The 20,005-nt window shown below is 42.8% G+C and carries 23 protein-coding genes and 1 pseudogene; 9 read left to right on the forward strand and 15 right to left on the reverse strand.

The window, feature by feature from the left end; translation table 11 throughout:
• Positions 1–26: 26 nt before the first annotated feature.
• Both K1I80_RS07730 and K1I80_RS07735 read right to left on the reverse strand, forming a co-directional pair.
• A complete protein-coding gene (locus K1I80_RS07730; protein ID WP_223311783.1) occupies positions 27–1,073 on the reverse strand; it encodes an ABC transporter permease in 1,047 nt (348 codons plus the stop codon).
• A complete protein-coding gene (locus K1I80_RS07735) occupies positions 1,070–1,801 on the reverse strand; it encodes an ABC transporter ATP-binding protein (RefSeq protein WP_223313469.1) in 732 nt (243 codons plus the stop codon). Before K1I80_RS07735 ends, K1I80_RS07730 begins: the two co-directional genes overlap by 4 nt.
• Before the next feature lie 68 nt (positions 1,802–1,869).
• Between K1I80_RS07735 and K1I80_RS07740 the strand changes: the two genes are divergently transcribed.
• A complete protein-coding gene (locus K1I80_RS07740) occupies positions 1,870–2,280 on the forward strand; it encodes an HIT family protein (RefSeq protein ID WP_223313470.1) in 411 nt (136 codons plus the stop codon).
• 9 nt (positions 2,281–2,289) lie between these two features.
• On the forward strand, positions 2,290–2,577 hold the full coding sequence (locus tag K1I80_RS07745) for a hypothetical protein (RefSeq protein ID WP_002896907.1): 288 nt from the start codon (positions 2,290–2,292) through the stop codon (positions 2,575–2,577).
• A gap of 121 nt (positions 2,578–2,698) precedes the next feature.
• On the opposite strand, the gene lytR is transcribed toward K1I80_RS07745, so the two are convergent.
• The 5 genes from lytR to K1I80_RS07770 form a co-directional block, all read right to left on the reverse strand.
• Complete coding sequence (gene lytR, locus K1I80_RS07750) at positions 2,699–3,937, reverse strand: glycopolymer--peptidoglycan transferase LytR (RefSeq protein WP_002908927.1); 1,239 nt, start codon at positions 3,935–3,937, stop codon at positions 2,699–2,701.
• A gap of 7 nt (positions 3,938–3,944) precedes the next feature.
• Positions 3,945–4,466 carry a GNAT family N-acetyltransferase gene (locus K1I80_RS07755; RefSeq protein ID WP_223313471.1) on the reverse strand — a complete coding sequence of 174 codons (522 nt, stop codon included), beginning with the start codon at positions 4,464–4,466 and terminating at the stop codon, positions 3,945–3,947.
• On the reverse strand, positions 4,459–4,899 hold the full coding sequence (gene tsaE / locus K1I80_RS07760; RefSeq protein ID WP_223313472.1) for a tRNA (adenosine(37)-N6)-threonylcarbamoyltransferase complex ATPase subunit type 1 TsaE: 441 nt from the start codon (positions 4,897–4,899) through the stop codon (positions 4,459–4,461). The genes K1I80_RS07755 and tsaE overlap by 8 nt, the downstream gene beginning before the upstream one ends.
• A 139-nt stretch (positions 4,900–5,038) precedes the next feature.
• Positions 5,039–6,460, reverse strand: coding sequence for an NCS2 family permease (locus K1I80_RS07765; protein WP_223313473.1), 1,422 nt, complete (start codon positions 6,458–6,460; stop codon positions 5,039–5,041).
• A 145-nt stretch (positions 6,461–6,605) separates the two neighbouring features.
• Positions 6,606–7,235 carry a DUF1361 domain-containing protein gene (locus K1I80_RS07770; RefSeq protein WP_223313474.1) on the reverse strand — a complete coding sequence of 210 codons (630 nt, stop codon included), beginning with the start codon at positions 7,233–7,235 and terminating at the stop codon, positions 6,606–6,608.
• Between the two features lie 96 nt (positions 7,236–7,331).
• Here K1I80_RS07770 and K1I80_RS07775 point away from each other — a divergent pair, with 96 nt between their 5' ends.
• The 6 genes from K1I80_RS07775 to K1I80_RS07800 all read left to right on the forward strand — a co-directional run bounded on the left by K1I80_RS07775 (position 7,332) and on the right by K1I80_RS07800 (position 13,083).
• Positions 7,332–8,144 carry a Cof-type HAD-IIB family hydrolase gene (locus K1I80_RS07775; protein WP_223313475.1) on the forward strand — a complete coding sequence of 271 codons (813 nt, stop codon included), beginning with the start codon at positions 7,332–7,334 and terminating at the stop codon, positions 8,142–8,144.
• A 218-nt stretch (positions 8,145–8,362) separates the two neighbouring features.
• On the forward strand, positions 8,363–9,382 hold the full coding sequence (adhP, locus tag K1I80_RS07780; RefSeq protein WP_223313476.1) for an alcohol dehydrogenase AdhP: 1,020 nt from the start codon (positions 8,363–8,365) through the stop codon (positions 9,380–9,382).
• A 461-nt stretch (positions 9,383–9,843) separates the two neighbouring features.
• Entirely contained in the window at positions 9,844–10,839 is a 996-nt protein-coding gene (locus K1I80_RS07785) for a PTS sugar transporter subunit IIB (protein ID WP_223313477.1), read from the forward strand.
• A 44-nt stretch (positions 10,840–10,883) separates the two neighbouring features.
• Entirely contained in the window at positions 10,884–11,690 is an 807-nt protein-coding gene (locus tag K1I80_RS07790; RefSeq protein WP_002893578.1) for a PTS mannose/fructose/sorbose transporter subunit IIC, read from the forward strand.
• A gap of 18 nt (positions 11,691–11,708) precedes the next feature.
• Positions 11,709–12,650: a PTS system mannose/fructose/sorbose family transporter subunit IID gene (locus K1I80_RS07795; RefSeq protein WP_002893579.1), complete on the forward strand. Its 942-nt coding sequence runs from the start codon at positions 11,709–11,711 to the stop codon at positions 12,648–12,650.
• A 70-nt stretch (positions 12,651–12,720) separates the two neighbouring features.
• A complete protein-coding gene (locus tag K1I80_RS07800) occupies positions 12,721–13,083 on the forward strand; it encodes a DUF956 family protein (protein WP_111675359.1) in 363 nt (120 codons plus the stop codon).
• Positions 13,084–13,269: 186 nt separating this feature from the next.
• Here the strand turns inward: K1I80_RS07800 and K1I80_RS07805 are convergent, their stop codons facing one another.
• Genes K1I80_RS07805 through K1I80_RS07815 form a run of 3 tightly spaced genes read right to left on the reverse strand, consistent with a single transcriptional unit; the run spans position 13,270 to position 15,044 of the window.
• On the reverse strand, positions 13,270–13,902 hold the full coding sequence (locus K1I80_RS07805) for a GNAT family N-acetyltransferase (RefSeq protein ID WP_223313478.1): 633 nt from the start codon (positions 13,900–13,902) through the stop codon (positions 13,270–13,272).
• A 13-nt stretch (positions 13,903–13,915) separates the two neighbouring features.
• Positions 13,916–14,494, reverse strand: a complete 579-nt coding sequence (locus K1I80_RS07810; RefSeq protein WP_223313479.1) for an NAD(P)H-dependent oxidoreductase — start codon at positions 14,492–14,494, stop codon at positions 13,916–13,918.
• Entirely contained in the window at positions 14,487–15,044 is a 558-nt protein-coding gene (locus K1I80_RS07815; RefSeq protein ID WP_223313480.1) for a TetR/AcrR family transcriptional regulator, read from the reverse strand. The genes K1I80_RS07810 and K1I80_RS07815 overlap by 8 nt, the downstream gene beginning before the upstream one ends.
• Before the next feature lie 309 nt (positions 15,045–15,353).
• Between K1I80_RS07815 and serS the strand changes: the two genes are divergently transcribed.
• The gene (serS, locus tag K1I80_RS07820; RefSeq protein WP_223313481.1) at positions 15,354–16,631 is read left to right on the forward strand and encodes a serine--tRNA ligase; all 1,278 of its coding nucleotides are present in this window, start codon (positions 15,354–15,356) and stop codon (positions 16,629–16,631) included.
• Positions 16,632–16,773: 142 nt separating this feature from the next.
• On the opposite strand, the pseudogene K1I80_RS07825 reads toward serS, so the two are convergent.
• The 5 genes and pseudogenes from K1I80_RS07825 to K1I80_RS07845 all read right to left on the reverse strand — a co-directional run bounded on the left by K1I80_RS07825 (position 16,774) and on the right by K1I80_RS07845 (position 19,920).
• Positions 16,774–17,183: pseudogene (locus tag K1I80_RS07825) on the reverse strand (transposase).
• A gap of 220 nt (positions 17,184–17,403) precedes the next feature.
• A complete protein-coding gene (nusB, locus tag K1I80_RS07830) occupies positions 17,404–17,835 on the reverse strand; it encodes a transcription antitermination factor NusB (protein ID WP_002915907.1) in 432 nt (143 codons plus the stop codon).
• The gene (locus K1I80_RS07835; protein ID WP_002896484.1) at positions 17,828–18,217 is read right to left on the reverse strand and encodes an Asp23/Gls24 family envelope stress response protein; all 390 of its coding nucleotides are present in this window, start codon (positions 18,215–18,217) and stop codon (positions 17,828–17,830) included. The genes nusB and K1I80_RS07835 overlap by 8 nt, the downstream gene beginning before the upstream one ends.
• Before the next feature lie 19 nt (positions 18,218–18,236).
• Entirely contained in the window at positions 18,237–18,797 is a 561-nt protein-coding gene (gene efp, locus K1I80_RS07840; protein WP_002896485.1) for an elongation factor P, read from the reverse strand.
• 61 nt (positions 18,798–18,858) lie between these two features.
• On the reverse strand, positions 18,859–19,920 hold the full coding sequence (locus K1I80_RS07845) for a M24 family metallopeptidase (protein ID WP_223311799.1): 1,062 nt from the start codon (positions 19,918–19,920) through the stop codon (positions 18,859–18,861).
• Positions 19,921–20,005 lie beyond the last annotated feature (85 nt).

Consider the following 20,005-nt stretch of genomic DNA (forward strand, 5'->3'; position numbering starts at 1 on the left):
TTATCATTTTACTAGTTTTACCTCTTTTAGTCAACCAATCTCCGTAACTTAAACGGCAGATAGAACAGATAGAGTAGGGCAGTCGCTCCCAGCATGGCCAGCACTGCTGTCTTGTCTTGGAAAAAGATCAGAGCAGTCAGCACTTCAGCCAAGAGAACACTGCTGCCAATAGATGTGATAATTTGTCTTGCTCCCTTCAGCTTTTCCCCTCTTTCTATCGGAAAAAGCCGGGTCAAAAACTGATAGTCAAAAGCTTCATACAAAGCCGTCAGCTGGAAGAGCAAGAGGTAATTGAACAAGACCACAAAAGCTGCAGCAATCCAAGCTTGACTGACAAAAATCAAGGCCAAAAGAGCCAAAAAGAGCAGTCTCAAGGTCAGAGCAAAGAAGTCTCCATTTCGCAAGTAAGAGCGCAAAAAGAGATTCTGCCAGGTCTTGCTATGCTGCTTGCCCACAAGTCTCGTCAAACCATCCAGATAGGCCCGGCGCTTGACACTGTTTGAAATGCCTTTAACATTGGTAAAGAGAGCAAAGAAACGGAGAATCGTCTGCTTTCGAGCAGCTTCATAAGCCACCAGAACCTGCCAATCTAAACCATTTTCAGTAAAGAACTTCTTAGCCTTAGCCTGAAACAAAAACCATTTCAAGACTAGCATAAGGAGACAGTAGAGCAAGAAGCCCCAAATAGGCAATCCCAGAGCCAGAAAAAGCGGAGCCAGTAGCAGTAAGATTCCAGTCTGTAAGACTGCGTACAAGAGATAGGAACGCAGAATCTGAGCCTTGATAAAAGCCCTGACTTCTGCTTCTCTGACCAAGAGAAAGAGAGCATCCGGCTTTTCCAGATAGGTCGCAATCCGTCCAAAAGGCAGGATAAAGAGCGATAGAATAACCAGACTGGCAATAATCGGGAGGTGATTGGTCGGGAAATGCCGCAAAAGCTGACTGTACTGAACACCTAAAAATCCCATAAAAATCAACAGAAAGAGCACGAAATGATCATTAAAAACATAACGCAGGTACTTCAGGCACTGCTGACGAAAATCCTGCTTTCGTTTAGCAAATAATTCTTTCATAGCGTTGCCTCTTCTGTCAGGGCCAGATAGATGTCATTCAGACTAGCATCCGGCATTTGAAATTGGGCCCGCAACTCAGTCAAGCTGCCCTTGGCCCGCACTTGACCCTTGTGCAGAATTACAAAACTATCGCACATCTTCTCAGCAGAGTCCAAAACATGGGTGCTCATCAGAATGGACTTGCCCTTCTTCTTTTCCTCCTCCAAGAGCTGGATAAGGTCTGTAATAGCTACCGGATCCAGACCTAAAAAAGGCTCATCTACGATAAAAAGGCTGGGATCAACTACAAAAGCACAGATAATCATCACTTTTTGCTTCATCCCTTTTGAAAAGTGAACAGGGAACCAATCCAGTTTTTCCTTGAGTCGGAACATTTCCAATAGCTTATCCACACGCTTAAAAGCTGTCTCCTGCTCAATGTCGTAAGCCATAGCTACCGTCTCAATGTGCTCGCGCAGGGTCAATTCTTCGTAAAGACTAGGCGTTTCCGGAATAAAACCGATCTTCTTGCGGTAATCACTGGGATTAGTCCGCAGCTCCAGTCCATCAATCTGAATTTGCCCCTTATAAGGCGTCAGAAGACCAATAATCTCATTGATAGTCGTGGACTTGCCCGCACCGTTGAGACCAATCAGACCAACCAGCTGGCCATTGCCCACTTCAAAGCTGACATCCTTTAAAACCGGGATATTAACATAGCCGCCCGTAAGTTCTTTGATTTCTAACATATTTTCTCCGAATTCTGGTATAATGGTTCTTATATTATAACAAAATCTAGCGAATAGAGGTACCATTTATGGCTGATTGTATTTTTTGTAAAATTATTTCCGGAGAAATCCCTTCTTCTAAAGTCTATGAAGACGAGAAAGTCCTTGCTTTTCTGGATATTTCCCAGGTAACACCAGGTCATACCTTGGTTGTCCCTAAAGAGCATTTCCGAAATGTGCTGGATATGGATGCCGACAGCACCAGTCAGCTCTTCGCTCGCGTACCTGACATTGCTCGAAAGGTGATGAAAGCCACAGGTGCAGCTGGTATGAATATCATCAACAACAACGAAGAAATTGCTGGACAGACTGTCTTTCATACCCATGTGCATTTGGCACCGCGCTACAGTGATGCAGATGACCTCAAGATTACTTTCGCAGCCCACGAACCAGACTTCCCAGCTCTAGCCGAATTAGCTGAGAAGATTGCACAAGCTTAAGGAGGGAATATGAAACTTTCAAATATTTTCCTATTTATCGGTGCCGCTGCAGCCAGTTACAAGCTGGTTGAAAACCGTCAAAAAATTCAAGAAGAAATCATTGAAACAACAGATAGCCTAGACAAAGTTAAGGACAGTCTAGCCAATATCCAACGAAATATTGCCATCATTCAAGAGCAAAAAGAGCAAGTCAAAGACATCGCTCAAGATCTTACCTATAAATATAAAGTCCTTGAAAACCAAGCTCAAGTGCAGATCCAGCAAGTCAAAGACATCTGGGAAAAGTACGAGTCTTGATAGAGAAAAGGTGGTTGATAGGGAAACAAAAACTCCAATCCGCTACCGCGTCAAGAACCTCCTGTCATTACCAAAAGAGGCCGAGACATTTTGTCCCGGCCTCTTTTTATATTTAACTTTTTTACTCTGTAGTCGCATTGACTACTGGCTGACTTTGTGGGGTGCTGACACTGACATCTGCAGCTGGGGCAGAGGAAGCCGCTGGAGCAACCGGAGTCGTATTCGTAGTTCCAACTGTTGTATCTGTCGTCGGATAAGAGTAATTCTCATAACCATTATTATAAGTAGGCTGACTATAAGAATTCTGGTAACTGCTATAGCTTTCTGTGCTACTAGATGTACTACTGCTATTGCTGCTTCTTAGACTGTTGCCGCCCATAATATCTTCATAGAGAACAGCATTGGTCTTCAGACTCTTAACTGTGTCCAAGCCCAGAGACTTACGGATTAGATTCTGCATGCTCAGCAGATGCTCTGACGTCACTAGCTGATAGCTTCCACCATCAGGCAAGGTCGCATCTTCTCCACGCAGCTGCTCAGACTTGATGTTTTTAAAGGCATCCTGATATCCTAGCAATTGTGGAATGCTTTTTGAATCAAGCGCAATATTGGTCTGCATATTGCTGCTGACAGCTTTTAAAATAGCCTGATAATGGCTGACACTGTTGAGACTGAGAACTTTTTCAACCACTTTCTTAATTACTTCACGTTGACGCTTTTGGCGGCCATAGTCACCCTCAGGATCCTGATAACGCATGCGAGCATAGACCAGTGCCTGATCACCATTGATGGTTTGCTTGCCTGGCTCAACCTTGGCAGTATACTCAGGCTCATTATCCTCAATAGAAATTGGGAAGTCAAAGGTATTATTAACCTCAATACCACCTACTGCGTCTACTAACTGAACCAAGCCCTGCATATTAATCATCACATAGCGGTCAATGTGGATATTCATCAGGCTCTCAATAGTCGAAATGGCTAACTCTGCTCCGCCATTCGCATAGGCAGCATTCAGTTTGGCTTCAACTGTCTGACCGTTCTCATCAATCTGAGTCAAAATATCACGTTCCAAACTCATCATGACTGTTTTCTTGGTCTTAGGATTGACACTCAGGAGAATCATGGTATCGCTGTTCCCAACCCAAGTATCCTCGCGGGAGCCGCTCCCTGTATCCACTCCCATCAGCAAGATGGTCATGGGTTTAGTCGCAGAAATGACATCTGTCTCATTTCCCAAGCCCTTATAAGTCTTGGATAGTTCATCTGTTGACTGACCATAAATCGTCCATGCATAAGTACCGATACCAGCTGTCGTTACGACAAGGAGGCTGAGAAACATCATTATAATCTTTTTAAACATATCTTTTTTAGTCTATCAATTTACCCATCAGGTAAACATCAAGAAATTTCCCTTCTTTTAAGTAGGCTCCTCTTTTTTGTAAGCCTTCAATTTCAAATCCTAAATCTTTATAAAGGTGAACCGCTCGTTCATTTCTAACCTGAACGCTCAATTCTAAACGTCGAATAACTTGAGAATCTTCTGCCCAAGTCAGTGCCTCTTCTAGCAATATGCGTCCCAGTCCTTGGTTCCAGAAAGTTTTCTTCACCACGACAAAGACTTGACCAATATGGCGAATTCGCTCATGGAAATCAGCTGTGATGCTGACAAGACCGGCAATCTCACCATTTAAAAGAGCCAACAAGTAAAGCTGATTACTGGAAGCAGCCTGATGCTCAATGAATGAAGCCATCTCCTCTTGATTCATCAAAATTCCAGCTTCATCCAGCGTCATATAATCTGACTCAGACCCGACCTGATTGAGGAAGGCAATCAGCTCAGCAGCATCTGTTTTTTCCGCTTCACGCAAGCACAATTCATATTCAGTCATTCTGCAGTCCCTCAAGCAACTCTTGGGCTCGTGTTCCTTTGGCTTCAAAAACCAATTCACGTCCATCTTCCTTTTTCAAGAGGCTTAATTTGAGATAGTCTTCAGGCAGATTTTCTCCCAGCAGCTCCCCCCATTCAATGACTGTCACGCCTTCCCCGAAGAGAAAGTCATCCAAATCAATGGAATCTGGATCGTCTCCGATGCGGTAGACATCCAGATGGTAGAGCGGCAAGCGCCCCTCGTATTCCCGAACAATGGTATAGGTTGGGCTTTTAATCATCTGACTGATGCCCAAACCTAGAGCCAGACCCTTAGTAAAGGTTGTCTTTCCTGCTCCTAAATCTCCCGTTAAAACCAGTACGTCCCCTGCCTGAAACAATTTGCCCAGACGCTGACCCCACTGGATTAATTCTTCCTCATTATGACTAAACATTCTCTTATTATACCAGAAAAAAATTTTTTCTGCTTAATTTTGCAAAAGAAAAATCAGCCGCAAAAAGCTGATTTTTTATACTGAAAATATAATCTATCCAAACTTCACTAGACACAAGGAAATCCAGTAATGTTTAGACCTAATTTAAAGCCAGATTTACGAAATTCAAAATAAAGAGAAGATCCAAAATCCAAATCATAGAATGCACATCCTTGGCTTGACCTTTGAAGACTTTAACCAAGGTGTAGGTGATAAATCCAGCTGCTATCCCGTGAGTGATAGAATAGGCAAATCCCATAAAAATAGAAGTAAAGAAAGCTGGAATGGCTTCTGCCATATCATCCCAATGGATGTTTTTTAAGCTAGCCAGCATCATAATCCCCACGATAATGAGAATCGGTGCAGTTGCAGCATTAGGAACAATAGCCAAGAGTGGGCTAAAGAAGCTTGACACCGCAAAGCAGATAGCTACGACCAAGGCGGTCAGACCTGTTCGGCCGCCAGCTCCGATACCAGCTGCAGACTCCACATAAGTCGTCACATTAGAAGTTCCAGCAATGGCGCCAATAGAGGTTCCAATGAGGTCCGAGTAAAGCGCCTTATCCAAACCTTCTGATTCATGGTTTTCCCCAGAAGTCGCCACAATCCCAACCTTTTCACCAGTCCCAATCAAGGTACCAATGGTATCAAAAATATCTGTCAATGAAAAAGCCAGAATAGCCATAAATGTCTGAGGCCAGCGAGCTGAATCTGCTAAAAGGGCACCCAGACCTTTCGGTCCTACTGCCACCCCAAAAATCTGTCCCAATTCATTAACAGCAGTACCAATGTTATTCTGCCCAAAGTCAATGGCTGACAAATCAACCAAGCCAACCAGAATAGCCACAACTGTCGTGACTAGGATGGATAGGATAACACCACCCTTGATGTTTTTCACAATAAAGAAGATTGTGATGGCCAAACCAACTAGGGCTACTAGGACCGCTGGATTGTTAAAGTCTACCAGGCCTGGAGTTGCTGCTGAATTAGCCGCAATAGCTGCTGCGGCCTTATCTGCCCCTTTGCCAGCTACTGTATAGTTACCTGGATCGATTGAAAACTTGAGCAAGCCAGCATTTTTAATACCTACATAAGCAAGAAAAACCCCGATCCCTGCCGAGATAGCTGCTCGCAAGGAGCCTGGAATTGACTCAATGATCATCTTACGCACCTTGGTCAAAGTGATAATGAGCGAAATAATCCCGCAGATAAAGACCATAGCCAAGGCTTCCTGCCATGTGTAGCCCAAGGCAAAGACGACCGTAAAAGTGAAAAAGGCATTCAGACCCATACCCGGTGCCTGCGCATAAGGCAGGTTGGCAAAGAAGGCCATCATCAAGGTGCCGGCAACAGCTCCGATAATCGTAGCTAGGAAAACACCTTGCTTAGGCATACCTGTCTGAGCCAGCATAGCCGGATTGACAAATAAAATGTAGGACATGGCAAAGAAAGTCGTCAGACCAGCTAAAACCTCAGTCCGGACATCTGTCCCTTTTTCGGTCAGTTTGAAAAATTTATCCATTTTTCAATAAATCTCCTTTTGAGTAAAATTTCTAATATCTAGTTCAATAACAAAGAAAAGCAGATTTAAATCTGTTTATTTACGAACGATATTTTAAATTATAATAAAAAACATTCACTTTTTCAAGGCGAATGTCTCGCTGTTCTTATTTTTTATTATCTCTCATCAGAAATAGCAAACTCATAAACTGCAAAAAGGTAAAACCAAGAATGAATGGCAGTCGATCAGGATGCAAAGTTTGCAAGAGCTTCTGTAGAACCAGCTGAGGATGAAGCAATAAATCCCAGCTATTGAGGCGATCATAACGTCCTATGTAGATAGCCAGACTGGACACAGCTGACAGAGTTGCCGTCAGCAATAGTTCTAAATACCAGTTAAGCTTCCAGCCTTCCTTGATGACATACCAGCTCTCCATACCACAGAAAATACCGAATAAAATACTGGAAACAAAAGCTAAAAAGAGCAAGAAAACACTTGGCTTACTCAGAACATCTGCTACCCAAGTCATATGAATCAAATCAGTAATCATATAGAAAGTGTTGGGGAAGAAAAGTAACCACAGTAGGAAAAGAAGAGGATAAGCCCACTTCTGCTTCTTGAATAAAAGTGTCAAGACAGCTGCATCATAGCTGATTAAGGCCAAGGTCATATTCCAGATGAGATAGGTCGGACCGCCATTTAGAGATTGGATATAGATAAAAAAGGCAATCATCAGAAAAAGAGCATGAATCATGATCGGTTTACGCATACGAAAAGCTCCTCCTTGCTGTGTCATAATTGTGACTGATTAGAGTACCATTATAACATAAGTCGTGTTATTTACACTGAATTCTGTTATAATAGTCTGTATTATCACTGAAAAGAGACTCACATGACAAAAAAAGTAATCGCTGTGGACTTGGACGGAACCTTGCTGGATTCTAACAGCAATCTGTCTGACTTCACCAAAGAAACCATCAAAAAAATTTCCCAAAAGGGCCACAAGGTCATTATCACAACAGGCCGGCCCTACCGCATGGCTTTGAAATATTATAAAGAATTAGAGCTCAATACTCCCATGATCAACTTCAACGGCTCTCTGACTCATATTCCAGAAAAGAAATGGGACTTTGAAAAATCGCTGACGCTGGACAAGTCCTTTCTGCTGGATATGGTTAAGCGAAAGGATGAGATTGAAGCAGATTTCATTGCTGGCGAATACCGCAATAAATTCTATATCACCAATCCCAATGAAGAAATTGCCGATCCCAAGCTCTTTGGCATCAATGCTTTTAAGCCTGAAAATCAGTTTCAAGCCAACTTGGTAACAGAGAATCCTAACGCCATTCTCCTGCAGACGCGAGCAGCTGACAAATACGCTCTGGCAGAGGAAATGAATGCTTTTTACCAGCATGAACTTGCTATCAACTCTTGGGGCGGGCCGCTCAACATTCTCGAGTGTGCTCCAAAAGGGGTCAATAAGGCCTTCGCCCTTCAGTACCTGCTTAATGTTCTCAATGTGGATCGTAAAAATCTGATTGCCTTTGGTGATGAGCAAAATGATACTGAGATGCTGTCCTTTGCTGGCACTGGCTATGCCATGAAAAATGCCAATACTGACCTGCTGCCCTACGCCGACCAGCAATTATCTCTGACTAACGACCAAGATGGTGTCGCCCACGAACTCAACAAACTATTTTTATAAAACTAGACAATTTGGCAAACTCTGTTTGAGAGTTTGTCTTTTATTTTGTGTCTTCTCTCAACCATCTTCAGGCTCAAAAAACTTTAAAAATAGGAGCTTATCAGCTATTTCAGAATATTAGAGTGAATTTACGCTTAGATTTGTAAGCGTTTGCCATCTGTTCGAATTTGTGATATAATTAACATAATCAAAAACTAAATAACAGGAGGAAACTACTTATGAAAGCAGTTGTTGTAAATCCAGAAGGAACCAATGTCCAACTCATCGAAAATAAGGAACTTCGTCCTCTTGAAACAGGGGAAGCTCTCGTTGATATCGAATACTGCGGTGTCTGCCATACTGATTTGCACGTCGCGCATGGTGACTTTGGCAAGGTACCGGGTCGCGTTCTTGGGCATGAAGGTATCGGTATTGTCAAAGAAATCGCTCCAGATGTAAAAAGTCTCAAGGTCGGAGACCGCGTCAGTGTCGCTTGGTTCTTTGAAGGCTGCGGCGCTTGTGAATACTGTACAACTGGTCGCGAAACCCTTTGCCGGACAGTAAAAAATGCTGGTTATTCTGTTGATGGTGGGATGGCAGAGCAATGTATCGTAACAGCTGACTACGCTGTCAAAGTCCCTGAAGGACTCGATCCTGCTCAAGCTTCTTCTATCACTTGTGCCGGCGTAACGACCTACAAGGCTATCAAAGAGGCCCAGCTGCAGCCAGGGCAATGGACAGTTATCTTTGGAGCAGGTGGATTGGGTAACCTAGCGGTTCAATATGCCAAGAAAGTCTTTAATGCCCATGTCGTCGCTGTTGATATCAACAATGACAAGCTAGCTTTGGCCAAAGAAGTCGGTGCTGATATCGTCATCAACGGCCATGAAGTTGATGATGTCGCTGCTCTTATCCAAGAAAAAACTGGCGGTGCGCATTCTGCAGTAGTAACAGCCGTTTCTAAAGTCGCCTTCAACCAAGCGGTTGATTCTGTTCGTGCTGGCGGTCGGGTAGTTGCCGTTGGATTACCATCTGAAATGATGGATCTCAGCATTGTCAAAACCGTTTTAGATGGTATCCAAGTCATCGGTTCCCTCGTTGGAACACGTAAGGACTTAGAAGAAGCCTTCCAGTTTGGCGCTGAAGGATTAGTGGTTCCTGTCGTTCAAAAGCGCCCTGTTTCAGATGCAGTGGATGTCTTTGACGAAATGGAAGCGGGTACCATTCAGGGACGTATGGTACTTGACTTCACACACTAATACTTTAAAACATGTCAATCCCAACATTTACCAAACTTTTGGAAACTTATGATAGACAGGCTTGATATTATTTAGAAACTTTTGCCATTACAGAGGGAGACTAAAGACATAAGATGCAATTTCTTGTCTTTGGTCCTCCTCTTTCTTTTTTGATAAATAAACACTTTCTCAAACACGATTCTTTTCTTTCATTTCAAAAGTCTCTTTCATATTATTTCAATATTTTTTCATATATTAATCTGTTATATTTTCTGTTTTCCTAATTTATTAAAACATTTCTATAGCTAAGGTTTGCTTATACCTATATTTATCAGGGGTTCAGCAAATACTGACATTTTTGAAAGAAAAAGTCGTTTTTAGGAACAAACGCTTGCATTTTTCATGAAAACGTTTTATAATAAACTTGCCTTAAAGTTTTCTTAAAACTTAAGTCAAACATTTTATAAGGAGGAATGTCAATAATGAGTATCGGAATCATTATTGCTAGCCACGGTGAATTTGCTGCTGGTATTCATCAATCAGGTTCTATGATTTTCGGTGAGCAGGAAAAAGTACAAGTTGTAACTTTCATGCCCAACGAAGGACCAGATGATCTCTATGCAAAGTTCAATGACGCTGTGGCTTCGTTTGATGCGGACGATGAAGTGTTGGTCTTGGCTGACCTTTGGAGTGGCTCTCCATTCAACCAAGCTAGCCGTGTCATGGGTGAAAATCCAGACCGCAAGTTCGCTATCATTACAGGCTTGAACCTGCCTATGCTGATTCAAGCTTATACAGAAAGGATGATGGATGCCAACGCCGGCGTTGAAGCTGTTGTTGCTAACATCATCAAAGAAGCCAAGGAAGGAGTCAAAGCTCTGCCTGAAGAGCTAAATCCTGCTGCTGAAGAAGCAGATGCTCCTGCTGCAGCTGCTCCAGTTGCCCAAGCAGCTATCCCTGAAGGGACTGTAATCGGTGACGGCAAGCTCAAAATCAACCTTGCCCGGATCGACACACGTTTGCTGCATGGTCAGGTAGCAACAGCTTGGACACCAGATTCAAAAGCAGACCGTATTATCGTTGCTTCTGACTCAGTAGCCCAAGATGAACTTCGTAAAGAGTTGATTAAACAAGCTGCACCAGGTAATGTCAAAGCCAATGTTGTCCCAATCGACAAATTGATTGCTGTTTCAAAAGACCCTCGCTTTGGCAACACACATGCCTTGATTCTGTTTGAAACTCCTCAAGATGCCCTTCGTGCTGTTGAAGGCGGTGTGCCAATCAAGACCCTTAACGTTGGTTCCATGGCTCACTCAACTGGTAAAACAATGGTCAACAACGTGCTTTCAATGGACAAGGAAGACGTTGCTACTTATGAAAAGCTGCGTGACCTTGGCGTTGAATTCGACGTACGTAAAGTACCAAATGACTCTAAAAAAGATTTGTTTGATTTGATTAAGAAAGCCAACGTGCAGTAGAATCAAACGTTTTGCTTTTATTAATTTACGAAAGGATTTAGAACATGTCTATTATTTCTATGGTTTTAGTAGTCTTTGTTGCCTTCTTAGCCGGTCTAGAAGGTATCTTGGACCAATTCCAATTCCACCAACCTCTGGTTGCTTGTACCTTGATTGGACTGGTAACTGGTAATTTGGCTGCCGGTGTTATGCTGGGTGGCTCTCTCCAGCTGATCGCTCTTGGCTGGGCTAATATCGGAGCTGCTGTAGCACCTGATGCTGCCCTCGCTTCTGTTGCCGCTGCTATTATCATGGTACTGGGTGGAGACTTCTCAAGCAAAGGAATCGCTGTAGCACAAGGTGTTGCTATTCCGCTTGCTGTTGCTGGTCTCTTCTTGACTATGATTGTCCGTACTTTGTCAGTCGGTTTGGTTCACGGTGCAGATGCTGCTGCGAAAAAAGGAGACATTAAAGGAGTTGAACGCGCTCACTTTATCGCTCTCTTCATGCAAGGAGCACGTATTGCTATTCCTGCAGCACTTCTTTTGATGATTCCTGCTGAGTCTGTTAAATCTGCTCTTGAAGCTATGCCAGCTTGGCTATCAGAAGGTATGCAAATCGGTGGTGGTATGGTCGTAGCCGTTGGTTATGCCATGGTTATCAACATGATGGCAACTCGTGAAGTATGGCCATTCTTCGCTATTGGTTTCGCTCTAGCTGCTGTTAGCGAACTCACCCTGATTGCTCTTGGTGCAATCGGTGTCGCTATTGCCCTCATCTATCTTGCCTTGTCTAAAAAAGGCGGAAATGGTGGCGGCGGAGCAACAGCTTCATCTAACGATCCAATCGGCGATATCCTAGAAGACTACTAAGAAAGGAGACACACTATCATGACAGAATTAAATACTGTAAAACCTGATGAGTCAGGAAAATTGACTCTTTCAAAGGCTGACCGTCAAAAAGTTTGGTGGCGTTCTACTTTCTTGCAAGGCTCTTGGAACTACGAACGTATGCAAAACTTGGGCTGGGCTTATTCACTGATTCCAGCTATTAAGAAGCTTTATACTAAAAAAGAAGATCAAGCTGCTGCTCTTGAGCGTCACTTGGAATTCTTCAACACTCACCCATATGTAGCAGCTCCAATCATCGGAGTTACACTTGCGCTTGAAGAAGAAAAAGCAAATGGTGCAGCAATTGACGATGCGGCTATCCAAGGGGTTAAAATCGGTATGATGGGACCTCTGGCTGGTATCGGAGACCCTGTCTTCTGGTTCACAGTTCGTCCTATCCTTGGAGCACTTGGTGCATCTCTTGCTTTGACTGGAAATATCATTGGTCCACTTATCTTCTTCTTAGCTTGGAATGCTATCCGGATGGCTTTCCTCTGGTACACACAAGAATTGGGCTACAAGGCTGGTTCTGAAATCACTAAGGACATGTCTGGTGGTATCCTCCAAGACATTACCAAAGGTGCTTCAATCCTAGGTATGTTTATCTTGGCTGTTCTGGTTGAGCGCTGGGTATCTATTAAGTTTGTCTTTAACGTTTCATCTGTTAAGCTAGATGATAAAGCATATATTCATTGGGACAAATTGTCTAGTGGCTATAAGGGTATCCAAGAAGCATTTGCTCAAGTAGGCCAAGGACTATCTCAAACCCCTGAAAAAGTTACAACTTTCCAACAAAACTTGGATTCCTTGATTCCTGGTTTGATGGGACTGCTTCTAACTTTTGCTTGTATGTGGTTGCTTAAGAAGAAAGTATCCCCTATCACTATCATCATCGCCCTCTTCGTAGTTGGTGTACTAGCTCACGTTGCTGGTTTGATGTAATCAAAAAGAAGGTTTCAGCCTTCTTTTTATTGTGGTATAATAGCTATATTATTTAAAAGGGAGTTACTCTATGGCACAGTCACAAAATAAAACAGTTGAGTTTAATACCACTGGCGTTTCCTATCTTGGATTAGGCGGAAAGGTTGGGAAATTTCTAATCGGCGAGACAGCTCTGGAGTTTTATGCTGATGCCAATGTAGAAGATTATATTCAGCTGCCTTGGTCTAGCATCACTACTATCGGTGCTAATGTTTCTGGCAAAAAAGTCAGCCGCCATTTTGAAATCTGGACTGACAAGGGAAAGTTTCTCTTTGCCTCCAAAGATTCTGGTAAGATACTCAAAATTGCGCGGGAGCATATCGGCAACGACAAAGTCGTTAGATTGCCGACTCTGTTACAAAAAATTGCTGGAATCTTTAAGAAGAAAAAATAGGGTTGAAAAAGTTTCTGCCCTATTTTTTATATTTCCGACTAAGACAAAACCAGCTTGTACCACCAAAATGGAGCTAGCACAAAAAATTGGAAAGTGAATCAGTCTGAGAATGCACTATTTCAGCCCCTTGAAATGATGGGATGAAGTAAGCTGATATTATCAATGCAAGACCGCATCATTAGATTTTCAAAAAGGATAAACATCAGCTAAATTTTTCTCGAAAGTCCATGTCTTGACACCTTCAACATCACGGACATCTAGTTGTTTAAATCCGTTCTTTTTGTAAAAACGACAGTTGCTTTCTGTATGAGTAATTAAAGTAAGCCGCTGGCATTTTTCTTCTTTTGCAAGCAATTCAAGTCCCTTTGAGATAAAAAGACCGCCAACTCCCTGTCCTTGATAATCAGGCAGCACACCCAGCAATTCAAGATAAAGAGTTGAAATACCCCTTTTTTTAGCTTCTTTACTGCCCTCCCCAAAGACTTTTTGAAAGGCTAAAAGCTGAGGAATATATTTCCACATCCTCCATGCTCCTGCCCGCAAAAAGGAAAGCATACCGACAGGATGATTACCGAGCTTATGAATGGTAGCGACCGCCATAAGACGTCCGTCCACTTCAGCAAGTAGGCAAATATGATGACGCATCGCCGCCTTAACCATAACTGCATGCAATCTATTTAGAAAATCAATGTAAGACTGGCTGCTGCCAAAGAGAGGGCGGAATTTTTCTCTATAGACCTCATGCTCAGCAAAAGCAGCAGTTAAAACTGAGACCGCAGCAGCAAGATCCCTTTCATCTGCTCTTCTAAAACGAATCATGATAGCCACCTCTTCAAATCTTTTCCGATAGTTTTTCTAAAAAAGCCTGCCGTTTTTCAGCTGTAGACTGAGAAATATTCCCGAAATTCAACCAACGGCGCTGTTTAGCACCGATAGACTTAAAGGTATGTCCCAACATGGCTTTCTTGACGACATCACCACAGAAATACTTAAGATAGAAGGTCGGTGCTGCAGAGGTAGTAATAGCCAATACCTCTTTAATATTGGTCAGACGACCAACTAACTGGCGAGTTTTGCTCTCCTCGTAAATCTTATTTTTCAAAAAGACCTTATCTTCAAAGCCCTTGACAATAGCTGGCATATCCGCCCACCAGATAGGAAAAATCATGATAAGGCGGTCACAGGACGCAAGAGCTTCCTGATATTTTAAAACCAGTGGGTCTAGTGCCTGCCCTTTATTAAAAAGCGCTAGTTCTTCCTTGGTATAGACTGGATTAAAACCATCCTCATAGAGATCAATCAGTTCATAGGTCTGATCTTTCTTCTCCAACAAGTACAGAACCCGCTCTAAAATAGCATGGTTAAAGCTTTTATCATAGGGATGTGCATAAACAATGAGATTTTTACTCATATTTGTAACCTCCTAGTAAATCATTGAACATTGAGCGATAGACTTCCTCATCAAAAGGCTCCAAGCCTTTGGCAATAAAATGGCCATAGCCTGTGATGAAAGTGTCCAGCTTGAGCAAGAGAATCTTTTTTTCTTTCTGACTCTCAATAGGCAGCTGATCCAGATAAACCACTGTCTTGTTCCCGATTTCCAGAAGCTTACCTTTCCGGTAAGCCTCTGTCGCCACAGGGCTGAAAAAGAGAAAATCCATCATCTGACTGTTGGTCTCATATTCCGATAAAAGAAAGAGTCCTATCTGCCAAATGCAATCCAGAGGATCAGAGACTCCATCTAAATACTGTTCCTCTAAACGTTTAATCTGCCTCTGGTTTTCCAAAAGACAGACCTGATAGTAAAGTTCCTCCTTGTTCTCAAAAGCCTTGTAAAAAGCACCAGTCGTAACCCCCAGCAGAGATGCCAGTTTCCTTAGGGGGATATTCTGATAGCCATACTCTCTGATAAGCTGGCTTGCCTTCTCAATCATACGGTCGCGCGTTGTTTGTTTTACCATAAGAACTCCTTTGGATAACTACGTTACCTTTATTTAAAGATAACATAGTTATCTTTTTCTGTCAAGATTTTTCCTATCCTGGGATTTACATTTTCCGGAAAATCCTGTATAATAGTCGAAACGGATAAGTACTATTGGACACTTTTCAGAAAGTCTGTGGTGGCTGTGAGCAGATAAGGAGAAAATAGGAAATTCTACCGTTAGTTTAAAAATGAATAATTAAGCAAGTGCACTTTTGTGAAGTTGGATGGAACCGCGGCTATGCCGCTCCAACAGTTTCATAAAGTGCTTTTATTTTTGGAGGTACCTATGTTAGATTTAAAACGTATCCGTACAGATTTTGATTCTGTAGCTGAAAAATTAGCTACGCGAGGTGTTGACGCAGCTACCCTAAACCAAATGAAAACCATCGACAAAGAACGCCGGGATTTATTGGTCAAGGTCGAAGAACTCAAGGCTGAGCGCAATACTGTTTCTGCTGAAATTGCCCAAGCTAAACGCAACAAAGAAAATACAGATGACAAGATTGCTGCTATGCAAAAACTTTCTGCTGAGGTCAAGAACTTAGACGCAAGCTTGGCTGAGCTGGATGCTAAGTTGACTGAATTCACTACCACTCTGCCTAATATCCCGCACGATAGTGTTCCTGTGGGAGCAGATGAGGACGAAAACGTCGAAGTTCGTCGCTGGGGTACGCCGCGCCAATTTGACTTTGAAGCTAAAGCTCACTGGGATTTGGGTGAAGATTTGGACATCCTAGACTGGGAACGTGGGGCAAAAGTTACTGGTGCTCGCTTCCTCTTCTATAAGGGCTTGGGAGCAAGACTTGAGCGTGCTATCTACAACTTCATGCTGGATGAGCATGGCAAAGAAGGCTACACCGAAGTCATCACTCCTTATATGGTAAACCACGATTCCATGTTTGGGACTGGGCAATATCCTAAGTTCAAAGAAGATACCTTTGAGCTAAGCGATACCAACTTCGTTCTGATTCCGACTGCTGAAGTTCCACTGACCAACTACTACCGAGACGAAATTTTAGACGGCAAAGAATTGCCAATCTACTTTACAGCTATGAGCCCATCATTTCGCTCTGAAGCTGGCTCTGCTGGTCGTGACACGCGCGGTCTGATTCGTCTGCATCAATTCCATAAGGTTGAAATGGTGAAATTTGCCAAGCCAGAAGAATCTTATGAAGAGCTGGAAAAGATGACTGCCAACGCAGAAAACATCCTGCAAAAGCTGAATCTGCCTTACCGCGTTGTAGCACTCTGTACTGGAGATATGGGCTTCTCAGCTGCTAAGACCTACGACTTGGAAGTTTGGATTCCGGCTCAGAACACCTACCGTGAAATCTCTAGTTGCTCTAACACAGAAGATTTCCAAGCTCGTCGAGCTCAAATCCGCTACCGTGACGAAACAGATGGCAAGGTCAAACTCCTTCATACTCTCAACGGTTCTGGACTGGCTGTCGGACGCACAGTAGCAGCTATCTTAGAGAATTACCAAAACGAAGATGGTTCTGTAACTATCCCAGAGGTTCTGCGTCCATATATGGGTGGATTAGAAGTCATCGCGCCAAAATAATTCACCTCATCTAACAGATAGTTTGTACCAGGGATATAAGCCTAGCTCATATCAAAAGCCAGCACCAAAAGATGCTGGCTTTTACTTTGTTCAAGCTTCATTGCTCTTGACTCGTCACAAGCCTCTCAAAGAGGCGTTTGCATTACTTACCACTATCTCTACTTAGATATTCACCTTCTTTCAAACTTAATCTATCCATTGCTATATTGTGCTTTTCCTGCTCTTGTATATCTTTCTTGATTGTGGCTTCGTTGAGTTCAACTGTACTCACGTAATAGCTTTCTGCTCAGAAATACCTTTTCTCAAATTTATACTTAGGATTGGCATGTTTACAAAATATCGCAAGAGCACTTCTACCTTTCAAGTAACCCATAAAATTTGAAACGCCTATTTTTGATGGGATACTCATTAACATACATGATCCGGTATAAAGTGTCCTTCTATAATTTCAATATCCTTATAAACACATAATATTCCACCTAAACTACTTTGATATTGATTTTCAATCTATACTTAAGTGTAAAATAATGTGATAGAACGCATCCACTTTATATGTGATAAACTATGTACCTTTTGCGCTTTTTTCTCCTTTCACTTTACAATTGGCTTGAACACCTTTATTGTATCGTGTCTGGAGTTTTTTGATATAATCCTTGATGCGCTGCCGAATAGTGGGTGGTTTATTTATCTTGCACCTAACGAAGTGAGACAAACTAAATGTCACAAATCAAAAAAAGTCAAGACAAGTGTCTCGACCTTCATTTTATTCAACTTATTCAACGATAAATTGACTCAAAATCCCATTAATGAACTTACTGGACTTTTCGTCAGAAAATTGCTTGGAAAGCTCAATGGCTTCATTGACTGCTACCAGCTGTGGGGTGTCAAACTCTGTAATCTCAAAGATACCCAAACGCAGGATATTTTTCTCTACCAGCGTCAGACGATCTACTGTCCAGCCCTTTTTGAGATGCTGAGCAATTTTCTTGTCCAAGTCGTCCTTGGACTGGACCACACCAGATACCAGATTGAGCAAGAAGGCTGGAATATCAGCTTCCGCCGCTTTGTCAGCCTCTTCGTCCTTATCATAAGAATAGGCAAAACGGCAAGCTTCTACAAGATCCCCTTCATACTCTAGGCTCATCAGGGCCTGAAAAGCCCGCTGGCGCAGACCTCTTCTGGATTCCAACAGTATATCAGTCATTGAGGAAGTCCTCATCAAATAGATCTTTCAAGTCTGGCTTCGGTGCCTTTTCTGGAACAATACCTGCCACATGGATATTGACCGCTGACAGCTCTACCTCAGCCATATCAAAAACAGCACTTTTTACAGCCTTCTGAATCGCTACTGCAACAGTTGGAACGCTGACACCGTATTCCAAATACAGGTAGATATCTACAGTCACATCACCTGTCTCATCGGTATGAAGCGATACTCCGCGACCGAGTGAGCGCATGGAAAGACTGTCTGACATACTCTTATTTGCGAAGGAATAAACACCTTCTACCTTTGCCGTTGCAATGGCAATGATTTTTTCCAAAACACGTGGCGCAATGACGATTTCACCTAATTGTTCAGCTGCCATAGTTATTACCTCTTCTATATTATGCGCGAGAAACGTAAGTTCCTTCTGCAGTGTTGATGATTAATTTTTGTCCAACTTCGATGAAGTCCGGTACGTTGACAACAAGACCTGTCTCAAGTGTCGCTGGCTTACCAGATCCGGTAACAGTAGCTCCCTTGATAGAAGGCTGAGTATCTGTCACGACCAATTCAACTGTTGTTGGTACTGTCACACCAATCACTTCTGTTCCGTAGAACTGGATTTTCACATCAGAGTTTTCAAGGATGAATTTCAATTCTTCTTCTACATTGACTACTGGAATTTCATATTGATCGTAAGTCTCAGTATTCATGAAATAAGCAGTGTCATCCATTTGGTACAAGTATTGAGCTGGAACAGTTTCAATAATGGCTTGTTCAAATTTTTCTTCTGGACGGTAGCTGGTATCGAAGGTAGAGCCAGTACGAACATCGCGCAGCTTCATACGCATAATCGTATTTCCCTTACCTGGCTTGTGGTGGCTCGCTTCCAAAACGCGGATGAGTTTTCCATCAGCTGTCTCGAAGGTCATTCCAGCTTTCAGCTTACTTGCTTCAATCATTCTATATTACCTCTTTTTAAAATTATATTTCTACTTATTCTATCATAAAGCCTGATAATTCTCAAATAACAATCAACTCTTTCGGCGCAAGAGTTAGGACTTCGTAGCCTGTTTCTGTGATGAGGAGATCGTCTTCGATGCGGACGCCGTATTTGCCATCCAGATAAATACCCGGCTCATCGGTCAGGACCATACCGGCCTCAATCGGCTCTTCTGACTTACCAAAGTAAGGAATTTCATGGATATCCAGTCCGATACCGTGACCAATCCCGTGGCTAAAGTAAGGACCGTAGCCAGCATCGTTAATAATCTGGCGCGGAATCCGGTCAAAATCAATTCGGCTAAGCCCAGCCTTGGCTGCTTTTATCAGGGCTTGATTGCTGCGCAGGACAATATCATAAATCTCCCGCTCCTCATCCGTCACCTGCCCCACATGAACAGTCCGCGTCATATCACTGACATAGTGATTGTAGTAGCAGCCAAAGTCCATGGTCAGGGTTTCCCCTTTTTGAATGACCTTGTCACTAGCCACACCATGCGGCATAGCAGAGCGGTAACCCGAAGCGATGATGAAGTCAAAAGAGGCACCTGAAGCACCTAGCTGGCGCATACGGGCATCTAAAAAGTTCATAACAGCCAGCTCAGTCGTCTCACCAGGCTTGATAAAATCCAGTACATCCAGGAAGGCTTGGTCCGAAATCTGACAGGCCTTGCGAATAGTCGCGATTTCTTGCTCATCTTTAATCATGCGCAGATTTTCAATAAAGCCCGTCATAGGAACCAGCTCGTAGGCAGAGAAGACACTTTCCAGCATTTTGAAGTAGGCATAGGAAATTTCATCGTCAAAACCGATTTTTTGCAGCTTGTCATCCGCAATAATCTTGACAATCTCTCTAATCGCGTCGCGGGTTTCGACAATATCAAAACCTTGGACTACTCCCTTGGCAATCAGTGTATAGCGCGCATCCGTCAGGAAAATCCGACGATTCTTGCTGATAAAAACTGTCGCTTCTGTCCCGCTGAAGCCAGTCAGATAGTAAACATTTTTCAGATTGGTTACTAAAACAGCATCGCATTCTGTCTGAGCCAATGCTGCTTCAAACTTTTCAACTCTTGATAACATGAGGCACCTCCGTGAAATAACTAAGCTTATTATATCAAAAAACCAGTCAAATAGGACATTTTTTAATAAGCCTTGCCTAAGACTT

Origin of the sequence: Streptococcus sanguinis (assembly GCF_019929225.1) — a bacterium.
Taxonomy (GTDB): domain Bacteria; phylum Bacillota; class Bacilli; order Lactobacillales; family Streptococcaceae; genus Streptococcus; species Streptococcus sanguinis_J.